General features: G+C 53.6%; 12 protein-coding genes. 10 read left to right on the top strand and 2 right to left on the bottom strand.

Features of this window, described 5'->3' with window-relative positions; translation table 11 throughout:
• The first annotated feature begins 262 nt into the window (after positions 1-262).
• From ABDK75_RS07870 to nadC, 7 genes are all read left to right on the top strand, one after another.
• Positions 263-1,270: an ABC transporter substrate-binding protein gene (locus ABDK75_RS07870; protein WP_346005471.1), complete on the top strand. Its 1,008-nt coding sequence runs from the start codon at positions 263-265 to the stop codon at positions 1,268-1,270.
• The gene (locus tag ABDK75_RS07865; RefSeq protein ID WP_346005470.1) at positions 1,267-2,625 is read left to right on the top strand and encodes an amidohydrolase family protein; all 1,359 of its coding nucleotides are present in this window, start codon (positions 1,267-1,269) and stop codon (positions 2,623-2,625) included. Before ABDK75_RS07870 ends, ABDK75_RS07865 begins: the two co-directional genes overlap by 4 nt.
• A gap of 105 nt (positions 2,626-2,730) precedes the next feature.
• On the top strand, positions 2,731-3,801 hold the full coding sequence (locus ABDK75_RS07860) for an NAD(P)-dependent alcohol dehydrogenase (protein WP_346005469.1): 1,071 nt from the start codon (positions 2,731-2,733) through the stop codon (positions 3,799-3,801).
• A 101-nt stretch (positions 3,802-3,902) separates the two neighbouring features.
• Positions 3,903-4,784 (top strand): NrtR DNA-binding winged helix domain-containing protein, encoded by an 882-nt coding sequence (locus ABDK75_RS07855; RefSeq protein ID WP_346005468.1) that lies wholly within the window; start codon positions 3,903-3,905, stop codon positions 4,782-4,784.
• Between the two features lie 81 nt (positions 4,785-4,865).
• The gene (gene nadA, locus ABDK75_RS07850; protein ID WP_346005467.1) at positions 4,866-5,849 is read left to right on the top strand and encodes a quinolinate synthase NadA; all 984 of its coding nucleotides are present in this window, start codon (positions 4,866-4,868) and stop codon (positions 5,847-5,849) included.
• Between the two features lie 2 nt (positions 5,850-5,851).
• Complete coding sequence (locus tag ABDK75_RS07845; protein ID WP_339407777.1) at positions 5,852-7,321, top strand: L-aspartate oxidase; 1,470 nt, start codon at positions 5,852-5,854, stop codon at positions 7,319-7,321.
• A gap of 11 nt (positions 7,322-7,332) precedes the next feature.
• The gene (gene nadC, locus ABDK75_RS07840; RefSeq protein ID WP_339407775.1) at positions 7,333-8,190 is read left to right on the top strand and encodes a carboxylating nicotinate-nucleotide diphosphorylase; all 858 of its coding nucleotides are present in this window, start codon (positions 7,333-7,335) and stop codon (positions 8,188-8,190) included.
• Positions 8,191-8,251: 61 nt separating this feature from the next.
• Here nadC and ABDK75_RS07835 read toward each other — a convergent pair whose 3' ends face one another.
• A complete protein-coding gene (locus tag ABDK75_RS07835) occupies positions 8,252-10,330 on the bottom strand; it encodes a phosphocholine-specific phospholipase C (protein ID WP_346005466.1) in 2,079 nt (692 codons plus the stop codon).
• Positions 10,331-10,573: 243 nt separating this feature from the next.
• On the opposite strand from ABDK75_RS07835, the gene petA reads away from it, so the two are divergent.
• From petA to ABDK75_RS07820, 3 genes are read left to right on the top strand one after another with little or no spacing between them, the layout of a single operon-like run.
• Positions 10,574-11,230 carry a ubiquinol-cytochrome c reductase iron-sulfur subunit gene (gene petA / locus ABDK75_RS07830; protein WP_346005465.1) on the top strand — a complete coding sequence of 219 codons (657 nt, stop codon included), beginning with the start codon at positions 10,574-10,576 and terminating at the stop codon, positions 11,228-11,230.
• Between the two features lie 8 nt (positions 11,231-11,238).
• A complete protein-coding gene (locus ABDK75_RS07825) occupies positions 11,239-12,435 on the top strand; it encodes a cytochrome b N-terminal domain-containing protein (protein WP_346005464.1) in 1,197 nt (398 codons plus the stop codon).
• A complete protein-coding gene (locus ABDK75_RS07820) occupies positions 12,432-13,118 on the top strand; it encodes a cytochrome c1 (RefSeq protein ID WP_346005463.1) in 687 nt (228 codons plus the stop codon). Before ABDK75_RS07825 ends, ABDK75_RS07820 begins: the two co-directional genes overlap by 4 nt.
• Positions 13,119-13,189: 71 nt before the next feature.
• Here ABDK75_RS07820 and ABDK75_RS07815 read toward each other — a convergent pair whose 3' ends face one another.
• Positions 13,190-13,648 carry a cytochrome c gene (locus ABDK75_RS07815; protein WP_346005462.1) on the bottom strand — a complete coding sequence of 153 codons (459 nt, stop codon included), beginning with the start codon at positions 13,646-13,648 and terminating at the stop codon, positions 13,190-13,192.
• Positions 13,649-13,738 lie beyond the last annotated feature (90 nt).

The following is a 13,738-nucleotide window of genomic DNA, read 5'->3' as shown; positions in this document are numbered from 1 at the left end:
CAGGGTAAGGGGCTGTAGCGATCAATCATGGCATATGCCCCCAACCAGAGCCGTGGTCCGGATCTGTTGGAGCAATGCCCAAAGCCTGCAACAGGACTTCGACCGCTTCTACTCGTTTTCAACACAAAACATGGTGGGGATTTTCCTGTCAATTATAAAAGCCGTTCTCATAAAAGCATTCCGATATTCTCAAATAGGCACTTTCATGAAAACCGTTTCGATTCATAAACTATGATTGAATGAAGAATGGAGAACGCTCCGTATGTCCAGGATGTCTCTCAGTCGCAGGCAAACCCTTTTGGGGTTGGCTGGAAGTCTCGGCGGATTATCTATGCCGCTCATCAGTAGGGCGCAAAATGCGGGGACGCCCGTCAAGCTTATAACATCCTGGTATGCACAAGCTGAGTTTGGTGGGTTTTATCAAGCTCTGGCCAAGGGGTATTACGCACAGGAAGGACTGGACGTCACGATAGAGGCTGCCAGCCCGCAAATGAATGTTCCTCAGCTTCTGGCTGCCGGCCGTGCAGATTTCATTACTGGCTACGACTTCCAGCTTCTTTCTGCCGTTGCCTCTGGAATTCCTCTTGTTGCTGTGGCCAGTACATTTCAGCACGATCAGCAGGGCCTGATGACGCATGCCGGTGTCACGGATCTCGCGCAACTCCGTGACCACCCAATTCTGATAGCAGCATCTTCCCATGCGACGTTCTGGCCATGGCTCAAAAATCGCTTTGGTTACAGGGAAGAGCAGGCGAGGCCTTATTCGTTCAATCTCCAGCCGTTTTTTCTGGATCCGGAAATGGCCGTTCAGGCTTATGCATCCTCCGAACTGTGGGATGCCCGGCAGAAAGGAATGCCGGTCGAGTTTTTCCTGTTCAAGGATCTGGGTTATCCGCCCTATGGCGCTCCTATGGTCACGACGCAGCAGATGGTTGCGACCGATAAGAAAAAGGTAAGCAGCTTTGTGAAAGCGTCTTTGATGGGATGGCGTGATTATTTTCAAAACCGCGATCCGGGGAATGCTCTGATCCTCAAAGCTAACCCCAACATGACGTTGGAGCATCTGGCTTTCGGCTACGCAGGACTGAAAAAAGCACATGCTCTGTCATCCCCAGATGTCAAAGAGCGAGGTCTTGGCGCGATGACGCTTGCCCGGTGGCAGGCCACACGGGACTTTATGGTCAGCCAAAACCTCTTGCCATCCGATGCTGACTGGAAAAGTGCCTTCACCACAGAATTTGTGGATACTCTCCGGGTGATGCCAGTATGAGCTTACTGATACAGAATATTGGTGGAATTCTGACGGGACTACGTGGCGATGCCGCCAGACGTGCCGGTGACATTCGCATTCGCGACGGCAGGATCACGGAAATTGGTCATTTGACACCTGGCTCTGGGGAGAAGGTTCTGAATGCCAAGGGAGGAATTGCAACTCCCGGGCTTATCAGCACGCATCACCACCTTTTTCAGAGTGTACTCAAAGCGGTTCCAACAGCCATTAACAAGCCATTGGAACCATGGCTTCGCCTTGTGCCCAACACCTACGGGAACCGCATAGATGAGCGGGCGCTGAATGTGGCGGCCCGGGTTGGAATGGTGGAACTGCTCTTGTCGGGCTGCACGACGGTCGCTGATCATCATTACCTGTTTGCAGATATGTATGCATACGATCCGGCTGCCGTTCTGTTTGAAGCCGCTGAAGATCTTGGTCTGCGCTATGTTCTGGCGCGTGGCGGCACCACGCGCGCCAGAAAATTCGATACGGACGATATTATTCCAGCGCCGACGGAGACGCTGGATGTGATGATGAAACGTGTCGAAGGGCTTGTCGGCCGGTATCATCAATCTGGCCCGAATGCGAAACGCCGAGTTGCTCTGGCCCCTAATACGCCAACATGGGGCGTCACACCGGATGAGCTTCGGGAAATGGCTATTGCCGCCCGAAGCATGGGTATTTCGCTACACTCACATCTGTCTGAAACAGAGAACTATGTCCGGTTCAGTTTGGAAACTTACGGAATGCGGCCCCTTCAGTTTGTTGCCGAGCATGGCTGGGTTGGAGAAGACGTCTGGTTTGCCCATCTGGTTCATCTTGATGAGAGCGAACTGGCGCTTATGGCCCAAACCGGGACCGGTATGGCGCATTGCCCTCAGAGCAACTGCCGCCTTGGGTCAGGTATCGCGCCTGCACCGGCCTTGGACGCTCTGGGCGGGCGCGTATCGCTGGCAGTTGATGGGGCAGCATCCAATGAAGCCTGTGACATGGGGGCGGAGATGCATTGTGCGTGGATGATCCATCGTGCTGTTCACGGTGCTGATGCTGTCACGGCTGAGGACGTCATGCGCTGGTCAACATCCGCGGGAGCGCAAATCCTGGGGCTTCCCGATGTTGGCCGGGTTGAGGTGGGCGCAGCGGCAGATCTGGTTATTCATGGTCTGGATGCACCCAGATGTGCTGGATTGCATGATCCACTGATTGCTCCGGTCGTGTCAGGCGCGACAACTGTACGTCATGTCCTTATGGACGGTGTGCCTGTGGTAGTGGATGGCGCTATTCCGGGACTGGATCTTGAGGCGTTACTGGCAGAGGCTCGTGACGTTGTAGGTTGTCTTACGCGTGCCTGACGAAACCTGTGCGAACTCAGCATGGGTACAGTTCAGCGAGACTTCCTGTTAGAGTGGATCAATCGTTTTGACGCTTTGATTCTTCTGTCTCGACAAGGACCTGCAATGCTTACCTGTGTTGGTTACGCGGCCTCCAGCCCGACATCTCCCTTGGCTCCCTTCGCTTTTGAGCGTCGTGAATGCGGTCCTTTGGACGTTCAGATTGACATTACCCATTGCGGTGTCTGTCACTCTGACATTCATACCGCACGGAGCGAATGGGGACCTGCTTCTTATCCATGCGTGCCAGGTCATGAGATTATCGGGCATGTCAAAGCGGTTGGGCCTGACGTAACACGCTTTAAAGTCGGTGACCGAGTGGGCGTGGGCTGCATGGTGAATTCATGCCGAACCTGCGCGTCCTGCGAGGCTGGTCTGGAGCAGTATTGCGATGCCAGTCCAACATGGACATACAACAGCCCCGATCCGGCATTTCCGGCAGAAAGCGCCTACACGTTCGGAGGATATTCGCGCGCCATCGTTGTCGATGAAGGTTTCGTCCTGCGTATTCCCGAAAATCTTGATCCGGCTGCGGCGGCACCATTGCTTTGCGCCGGGATCACGACATGGTCTCCGTTGTCTCACTGGAAAATTGGGGCAGGGCATCGTGTTGGTGTTGTAGGGCTCGGTGGACTTGGCCATATGGGGGTCAAATTTGCCGTTGCGCTGGGAGCCGAAGTGACGCTGTTCACAACGTCTCCGAGTAAAGTCGAAGATGGGAAGCGACTTGGTGCACACCGGGTTGTCATTTCCCGCGATGAACAAGCGATGGCTGCCGAGGCGAACCGCTTTGATTTCATTCTTGATGCTGTGTCGGCAGATCATGACATCAATGCCTACCTGTCCCTGCTGAAGCAGGACGGGCATATGGTGCTTGTAGGACTGCCGGAAAAGCCGATGTCGGTTGGGGCGTTCAGCCTTGTTGCCAAGCGCCGTAGTCTGGCTGGCTCCGCTATCGGTGGTATTCAGGAAACGCAGGAAATGCTTGATTTCTGCGGTCAGCATAACATCGTCAGTGACGTAGAAATCATTCGGATGGATGAGATCAATCAGGCGTATGAGCGCGTCCTGCGTTCAGACGTCAAATATCGCTTCGTGATCGATATGGCGTCCATGCCAGACAGCATCGCAGGCTGAAACCTTAGGGAGGGGAGGTGGTAGCAAGAAACTCCCAGCCTCCTTTCTGAACAAAGCGTTACTTCTGGAGTTTCTACCCAACGGGAAGACATGATTTTAAAATGAATCATCACGTTGCGACGTGTCGGGCGGAACTGGTTGCCGTCCTGACCACACTCCAGAGCGGAACACCAGAAGTTCTGACCGTTCAGAACGGAGCCTGCTTACCCGCAGGCGCCCTGGAAACGGAACACTCGTCATTGCAGCGTGGGGTGCGCCATTGGGTAGAGGAACTCACGGGATTCCGCCTCGGCCATGTTGAGCAGCTCTATACGTTCGGGGACTCTGTTCCTGCTGAAATTGAACGGCTTGTGCGTATTTCCTACATGGCTTTGACGCGCGACAGTGGCGATCAGGCAGGATGGAGGGGATGGTATCAGTACTTTCCTTGGGAAGACCGCCGAACTGAAGGAAGCGTTGCCCTCCTCAAGACCATTGAGCGAGCCCTTCTTGAGTGGGCGGCCCATGAGGAGGAAAAGCTCGACCGCTGTAGGGTCACGTTTGGCCTAAATGGAGAAAGCTGGAACGACGAAGCCGTGCTTGAGCGTTATGAACTGCTATGGGAGGCAGGGCTGGTCCAGGAGTCACCTTATTGCAGTGCCGGGCTGGGAGAGCGCCCCATGCTCTGGGATCATCGGCGTATTCTCGCAACGGCGATGTCTCGTTTAAGAGCGAAAATCCGTTACACGCCTGTCGTGTTCGAGCTCGTGCCCGAAGAATTTACGCTTCTTCAACTCCAGCAAGCGATGGAAGCTCTTTCCGGGCGTTTGATGCACAAGCAGAATTTTCGTCGGTTGGTACAAAATCAGGATCTGGTCAGTGAAACCGATCGCTACGAGAGCGGGGTTCAGGGGAGGCCTGCGCGGCTTTACAGGTTCCGGACTGACAATTCTGAAAATTGCTATCTGACAGGGGCCAAGCTTCCACTGGGAACATTCTCCTGAAAACGTGTTGACCGACAGGCTTGTGAATACGGCAAGATGCATTATGCTCAATAGGAGCATAATGTTATTACGGAGTCCGTCATGGGCCGTCAGCATGTCCTGGAAAGCCGTGACAGGCTTTACGAACCTGTCTCCCGCCTGATGGCGCGGGAGGATTGGGAACGCTTATACGCGGATGACATCGAGGCTATTCTTCGCCTGAAACGCGAACGAAATGCCGTTATTCTGGCTCATAACTATCAAACGCCGGAAATTTTCCACTGTGTCGCGGACATCCGAGGAGACAGTCTGGCTCTGGCTCGTGATGCCCAGAACCTCGATGCAGACATCATTGTCATGGCGGGCGTTCATTTCATGGCGGAAACCGCCAAGCTGATGAATCCCGACAAGACGGTTCTAATTCCGGATGATCGGGCTGGCTGTTCTTTGGCAGAGAGCATAACGGCGGAAAACGTCCGGGAGATGAAGCGGCGCTATCCGGGGGTTCCGGTTGTCACGTACGTTAACAGTACAGCGGAAGTGAAGGCGGAAACAGACGTCTGCTGCACGTCGGGTAATGCCAGACGGGTCGTGGAAAGCCTAGGTGTTCCTCGTGTTATCATGATTCCAGACGAGTTTCTGGCTCAAAACATCGAGAACGAAACAGGCATCGAAATGCTGACCTGGGCGGGTCATTGTGAAGTGCATGAACGCTTTACACCGCAGGAAATTCGGCAGTATCGGCGAATTCATCCAGGTGTGACAGTCATAGCGCATCCTGAATGCCCGCCGGAGGTGGTTGCCGAGGCGGACTATTCCGGCTCTACCGCCAATATGATTGACTACGTCGCGACCCACCGCCCGGAAAAAGTGTTGCTGGTGACAGAATGCTCGATGAGCGACAATCTGGCCGCGCTGAATCCGGAAACCGAGTTTGTTCGCCCGTGTAATCTTTGCCCACACATGAAGCGCATTACGTTGGCAGGAATCCGCAGAGCGCTCGAAAACCTCGAAACTCCGGTAACCATTCCGTCCGAGCTTCAAGGGCGAGCCCGCATGGCGGTCGAGAGAATGCTGGCAATCTAATTGTGAAGGACATTCTTTTAAGTCATCTCGCTGGGCAACCCGTTATCGTAGGGGCAGGACTGGCAGGTCTTTCCGCTGCCCTGCACCTTCGCCAGCCCTGTGTTGTTCTCAGCCCGGCTCCGTTAGGGCACGAGGCGGCGAGTTCTTTGGCTCAGGGGGGAATTGCAGCCGCAGTTGGAGCAGAAGATTCACCGGATCTGCACACTCAGGACACGTTAGCCGCAGGTGCCGGCCTCAGTGTTCCCCACATAGTGAAACTGATTACGAACTCGGCACCTGACGCCATCAGGACTTTGCTCGAGTGGGGCGTCCCTTTTGCAAAAAAGGGCGAAGCGCTGGACCTGCATCTGGAGGCCGCGCATTCCAGACACCGTATTCTCCATGTCGGCGGAGATGGAAGCGGTGCTGCGATCATGCAGACGTTGATAAAGCGTGTTCGAAGTCGCGATACCATCACTGTTCTGGAAGGAGCGCGACTGGAGGGCTTGGTTACGGAAGAAGGACGCCTTATCGGCGTAAGGACCTCACAAGGTTTTCTGCCCATCTCATGCTGCGTCATCGCATCCGGAGGCATTGGCGCTCTTTATGATTGTACCACCAGTCCTGGAACATTGACCGGGAACGGTCTGGCTCATGCTGCACGGGCTGGTGCCAGATTGGTCGACATGGAATTCACCCAGTTCCATCCAACAGCTCTCAAAGGCGTTGGCCAGACTGGCCGCAGACCTCTGGTGAGCGAGGCGGTACGCGGGGCGGGTGCTCTTCTGGTCGATGAAACTGGAAACAGATTTACGGAAGAACTCCAGCCACGCGATATCGTCGCGCGAGCGATTTCGGCTCATATTCAAAGCGGACACGACGTTTTTCTGGATGCGCGCGGAATAGGAAAAACGCCCTTTAGTGCGAGGTTTCCGGCCATAACAGCGTCATGCATGGCCATGGGGATTGATCCGGACGCACAGTTAATTCCGGTCAGTCCAGCAATGCACTATCACATGGGTGGTCTGGATGTTGATGAACAGGGGCGTACCTCTGTGCCGGGTCTGTGGGCCTGCGGAGAAGCGGCCTGTACCGGCCTTCATGGCGCTAATCGCCTGGCGAGTAATTCATTGCTCGAAGCCTTCGTAACCGGGAAATGGGTCGCAGAAAGCGTCGATAGCAGCATGCTTCCAAAGGTGCCGTTCGGGACGATTGTGCCGCGCGAAGTCAGCAATGCTCCTGCTATGCATGATTTGGCCTCACTCATGAGCCAGTATGCCGGACTGCTCAGGGACGAGCGTGGATTGCAGGCCCTTTTTGAAACAATTCTTCCGGATATCCACGTCAGTAATGAAGCGCTCATTGCCGCCTTCGTTGCATCGTCTGCCCTGAGACGTAGGGAGAGTCGTGGAAGCCACTGGCGCACGGACTTTCCAAATCAAACGATGCCTAACCGAACTGTGCTGACCATAACTGATCTTCCTTCGCCATAAGGACACATTGCATGACCTTTCAGACCTTTCTGCCTGATCTTCTCTGGGAACCTGTAATTCGTGCCGCGCTCGTTGAAGACCTGGGAACGGGCGGAGATGTGACGACACAGGCTCTTCTTGATCCTGAACAGCCCCTTCAGGCAGTTTTTCGTGCAAGACAAAATGGCGTTCTGGCTGGGTTACAGGGAGCCCAGCTTGCATTCAGTCTTCTGGACCGCAAGGCTGAGTTTATTTCTCACAGGCAGGATGGTGACAGGATTGGGGCCGGGGATGTCCTAGCCGTCATTGACGGGTCTGCAAGTACGGTTCTGGCAGGCGAACGCACGGCGTTAAATCTGCTCTCGCACCTGAGCGGCATCGCTACAGCGACACGGGCGATCGTGGATGCTGTTCATGGCACGAGGGCTCGGATCTGCTGTACACGCAAAACGCTTCCTGGCCTTAAAGCGGTTCAGAAATATGCGGTACGTGCAGGAGGTGGTGCCAGTCATAGATATCGGCTTGATGACGCCATCCTGATTAAGGACAATCATCTGGCTTTATGTGGGGGCGTCTCAGCAGCTTTGAAGGCGGCTCGTCAGCGGGTGGGGCATCTGATGAAGATTGAGCTGGAGGTTGATACGCTGGACCAGCTCGAAGAAGCCTTCGTGGCTGGCGGAGCAGATGCTTACCTTCTCGATAATATGGGTGTGGAAACGCTCCGTAGAGCTGTCAAACTTATCGATGGCCGCGCTATTGCAGAGGCATCCGGTGGAATTACACCGCAGACGGCGCGCCCGATTGCAGAGACCGGAGTGGACGTTTTGTCTTTGGGCTGGCTTACACATACGGTCAAAGCGCTGGACATCGGCCTTGATATAAGCGGCTAAGCTGGCGTTTCCGGCAAGAGCATTCCAGAATATGCTCTTGCCGATAGTATACCTGTGTCCATCAAGCCAGAACGTTGCCCATGGCAGGATCTGTGATGCTCGTTTGTCCGGTTTCTACATGCCCTGCAAATCGAGATTGATTGCCCGGTTCATCGGAGCAGGAGAGAACAAGATCATACCAGTGATGACTGGCATCGAGATCGACAGACACGGATGCCGACTGATTTCCTTCAAGGGAAAGAAAACGGTCTTCCGCACCATAAGCGTTATCCTGGATCCTGACCTTCTTTTCTGTGGACGCAGTATTCTTTAGGTTTAGGACCAGATTGCCGGTCTGAGTATCTCCCCGCGCCTGAACCTGGATATCCATAGGTTTCGCGTTCTGGAAGTAACGCGCAAACCCATTTGGCCCGAGAATGGTGAAGTCGTGCTGTCCGGCGCTCTCTATTTGCCAAACGTCAGTGATGGCTTTTCCCGGCTCCAGAGTATGGCGGCGAGGGGTTTCCTCGGTTCCATCACGGTAAACGTAAAAACATGCCCCGGATGTGCCGTCATTGCGGATTTCGAAAGTCACGCTGTCTGCACTGGCCTCCAGGAGGTCTGCAGAGAGCTGGTATGGCAGTGGCCTCGCCAAGCGTGCACCTCGTTCCTGGTTGCCGATATCCTCGAGCGTGCTCTGATGAGGAATAACGGGCGAGGGAAGCTTACAGGACGCGTCAGCAATTTTCCTGTAGGCGGCCGTGTCTGGAAGCGGCGGCTTAACCGTAGTTTTGCGCGAAAAATCGAACGCGCTGGTCAAATCGCCGCAGACTGCACGGCGCCATGGCGTAATATTGGTTTCCCTGACGCCAAAACGGGCTTCGATGAAGCGTAGCACAGAGGTGTGGTCAAACACTTCGGAGCAGACAAAGCCGCCGGTACTCCAAGGAGAGATAACGAAAGCGGGTACACGCGGCCCCAGACCATAAGGAAGATCGTCAGCCTTGTAGCGGTCTGGCCTGAAGCTCTGGAGATGATTGTGAATTTCGTCTCTGGTCGTCACCGTGCTCTGACCGGGAAGAACCGGTGTGGGAGGCTGTGGGGGCGGCATGTGGTCAAAATACCCGTCGTTCTCATCATACATCACGAGAAAGACGGTTTTGGCCCAGACATCCGGGTTTGCCGTCAGGGCATCGAGCGCGTGAGCAATAAAGGTTGCACCGTAGCCGGGCGTCCACCGGGGGTGTTCAGAATATGCCGCCGGAGGCAGGATCCATGACACTTGTGGCAGCCGATCCGCCAGAACGTCCTGTTTCAAGTGATCAAGGGTTCTCGCGGTCATGGCGCGCTCATGCAGGGCTGATCCCGGCTTGGCGTCAGCGAAGTTCTTGAAACACATCAGAACGTTTGTGCCGAAATTACCATTCTCAACATCGGCGCCAGACAGGCCCTGCTGATAAACCTGCCATGACACACCGGCTTCTTGAAGGCGCTCAGGGTAGGTCGTCCAGGTGAAAGGTTCAGGCACCTTGGGATAAAAATCCCTGTCTACCCAATCCACATTGTCGAGGATCGGGCCGCCCCCTGACGCATTGGGATCAACGGTGCCCGACATGAGGTAAAAGCGGTTGGGGTGTGTCTGTGTCGGCGTGGAGCAGAAATAGTGATCGCAGACCGTGAACGCGTCAGCCAGAGCGTAATGGAAGGGAATATCTTCCCGTGTGTAATAGCCCATCGTCATATCTTTCTTGTGACGAGGCCATTGGTTGTTCCAGCCTTTGTTGATCGCTGCGTGAGTAGGAGCCCAGCTATGGTCCAGATCAATCACGCATTCTGCACTGGTAGTTTGTGTTGGGAGATGGAACGGCGTGATCCAGCCATTTTCGGCTTTCTGCCGTTGCTGCCACCAGATCGGTTCGCGGTTCGGACCACGCACGACATGCCGGTCTCCATACCCTCGAACGCCTGACAGATGACCAAGATAGTGATCGAAAGATCGGTTTTCCTGCATCAGCACAACGATATGCTGGACGTCTTCGATCGTGCCTGTGTCCCGACGGGCAGGGATGGCACGGGCACGCTGAATGGATGGAAGAAGCGCACTGAGGGAAAAACCTGCTCCCAGACCTAGTACGCCGCGACGGTTCAGTTTTGTTGCCACCGTTGATCTCTTCCATACACTCAATTGTGATAAGACGCTTATCAGCCCCGGCGGATGAAATCATCAAGGAATTTCAAGAGTTTCATGTCATTTTTATGAATGGGTATGATGTTGAAAAGAGCGGTTTGGCCCCTGGAGGTGCATGATGAGAAACAGAGGCTCCGTTTCGTGCAGCGTATCTTTAAGATTGACTTCACCCATATGGGCTTGAATGATTTGAGCTGGTTATTTGAGTAGGACACCATGACACAGGATGATGCACCTCCTTCCTCGTCCCAACAGGGATTGGAAGAGGAAAACCACCCTCGGCGACGCGATGTGCTCGCGACAGTTACGCTGGGGATGGGCTGTGCAGGGGCCTGTGCACTGGCATATCCGTTTCTCAACAGTTTGAATGGTACGCAGAGCAGTCGCATTGGCGAAGATGATACTGTTGAGGTTGATTACTCGAAGCTGGCGCCGGGGCAGCAGCTTGTGGTGACGTGGCGTGGATGGCCGGTGTTCGTTCAGCGGCGCACACCCGAAATGCTGGCTTCGCTCCGTGTTCCTGAACTGGCGCATCGGCTGCGTGACCCAGATTCCAAAATGCACCAGCAACCTCAGGATGCGATCAACTGGCATCGCTCTGTTGTGCCTGAAATTGGCGTTCTGATCGGGATCTGTACGCATCTGGGGTGTGTGCCATCTTTTGATGCGCCATCGTCAGGCGATCGATCCGGGAAATATGCCTGTCCCTGCCATGGGTCCCAATTCGATATCGCAGGGCGGGCATATAAGGATGCGCCAGCGCCCTATAATCTCCCAGTTCCGCCCGTGACGATAATTTCTGATCAGCACCTTCTCATTGGGAAGAGTAAAGGCGATCCAGATTTTGACATTGCGACGATCCAGCAGATCTGATTGCCCTCATGACCGATAAACCTCAAGATCTCTCCAAGTGGGTAGAGAAACGCCTCCCGATTGTTTCCTCTTTTCGGCGTGAATATGTTGACTTCGCGATGCCGAAAAACCTCAATTATCTATGGAATTTCGGTGCCTTTGCCACGGTTGCGCTCGGGATGCTTTTGCTGAGCGGGATCTTTCTTGCTCTTAATTACACTCCGACAGTGTCAGATGCATTTTCAAGCATTGAGATCATGGATCGGCAGGTCGCATCGGGCTGGCTGGTTCGGTCCATTCATATGGGCGGCGTTTCCATGCTGTTTGCCGCTCTCTACGTTCATGTCGCAAGAGGGCTCTATTACGGATCCTACAAAGCGCCTCGCGAACTGATCTGGCTCACAGGGCTCGGACTGCTTTTAATGGTCATGATAACGGCTTTTGCGGGGTATATTCTCCCGTGGGGGCAGATGTCCTATTGGGGCGCTACAGTGGTCGTGAATGCGCTCAATACTGTGCCATTGATTGGCAAATCCCTGACGTCCTGGCTGATGGGAGGGGAGGGTCTTGGTAATATTGCTTTACACAGGATTTACGTTCTTCATTTCCTGACAGCATTTTCTATTATTGGCGTCGTTGCGCTTCATATTGCAACATTGCATGTTGCGGGATCAAATAATCCGACAGGAATAGATCCTGAATATTCTGATGAAACAGTCCCATTTCATCCCTATTATACGTCCAAGGATGGGTTGGGGCTTTGTTTGTTTCTTATCCTCTATGCAGTAGTTGTTTTCTTCGCTCCGGATTTTCTGACTCTTGCAGAGAATTACGTACAGGCCAACCCGCTTGTGACGCCTCAGGACATTACGCCGGAATGGTATTTTGCACCGTTTTATGCGATTTTAAGGGCGGTTCCTTCCAAACTTGGAGGCCTCATCCTTGCGACAGGAAGCATAGGCGTATTATTTGCGGTGCCATGGCTGGATAAGTCCCCTGTCAGATCGGCACAGTCTCGACCTCTCCTCCGACCAGCGCTTTTAATGCTTTTCTTCTCGTTTATGGCTTTGGGTTTCGCTGGAATGCATCCACCCGCAGGAGGGTGGCTGTGGCTTAGCCGCGTTGCTGTTTTCTATTGGTATTTATATTTTCTGATACTTTTGCCTCTTCAATCGCGTGGCGAAACATCATCTTCCTTGGGCTTCGCAAAAGAGGGCAGGGAATGAAATATTCTTTTTTAGTTTTACTCGCCCTTTTTTCTTTCAAAGCAGGCGCATCTACGCCTGAGCAGCGCGGCCTCCAGGTATTCAGGCAAGTTTGCAGTAGTTGCCACAGCTTGAACTATATTGCTTATTCAGATCTTTCAGACCTCGGCCTGTCTATGGCGGCCATCAAAGAGTATGCTTCACAGCATCAGGTTGCCGATGGTCTTGACGATGATGGCGATCCTAAAACACGGCCAGCCCACCCGTCAGATCGAATTGGATCGCCTTATCCAAGTGAAAACTTGGCAAGACTAGCCAACCACGGTGGTCTTCCTCCAGATTTTTCACGACTTGCTCTGACCCAACAAGGAGGCACGGCGCGCATTATTCAGATTTTGCGGTCTTATGCATCCGCCCCGGAAGGGACGGTGTTGCCTAAAGGCTCGTACTACAATCTGGCGATGAAGCATCGCCACATCGCGATGCCTCAGCCTCTACATGATGGTCAGGTCCAATACTCAGACGGAACGGCATCAACCATTCCCCAGATGTCGCAGGATGTAGGCGCGTTTCTGGAATGGGCGGCCCATCCACATCTTCACACCAGACGTAAGGTAGGCGTTTTTACTCTGCTGTACCTGATCGCTATGAGCATTCTGGTCTTTTTTATAAAGAAAAGAATATGGCAAAAGGTTAAAAATTAGCCTGTGACATCCCATATTCTCTTTAATGGGAAGTCACAGAAAATAGCTTTGGATCTCTAAAAGTAAATTCTTTACGGGAGAGGGTGGATGGAATTGAGCGCTGCTCGTTCCGAAATAATTTCTTTCGCTTTTTTTGGAGTGCCACGGGCAGACTTGATTTCATCTTCAGAAAAAGCTGGAGCCTTTCCAGGCGTATTCAGGGAGGAGACATACGTAAGAACCGCGGCAATCTGGCTGTCTGTCAGTGAATTGAAAGACGGCATAAAGCCCACGTATGTCTCGTCTGAGACGTCAATCGCGCCATGAAGGCCATTCAGAAGAACGTCTTTCAGATAAGCCTTTCCTTCAGGAGATGAGGCGATTTTTCCAATTCTTCCGCTGAGGGGAGGAAACTGCCCCGGCGATCCAATTCCGGCGGCCTGATGGCATACGCTGCACTTGCTGCTGTAGAGAGCCTGACCATCTTCTGCGTAAGCTATCGATGTAGACCCGAACAGAAGTCCTATAACAAGAGCTGTAAGTTTGGTCATGAATGGTTCCCGACAGATCATCTGAGTGGAGCGGAGACCAACGGATGTATCAGTATCGAGGCCTCGTACCAAGCCATCGCTCCGGTTCAA

This window comes from Gluconobacter sp. OJA (assembly GCF_039638325.1).
Taxonomy (GTDB): Bacteria; Pseudomonadota; Alphaproteobacteria; order Acetobacterales; family Acetobacteraceae; genus Gluconobacter; species Gluconobacter cerinus.
Note: the sequence above shows the minus strand (reverse complement) of the source record. Positions and strands in the feature narration are given on the sequence as shown.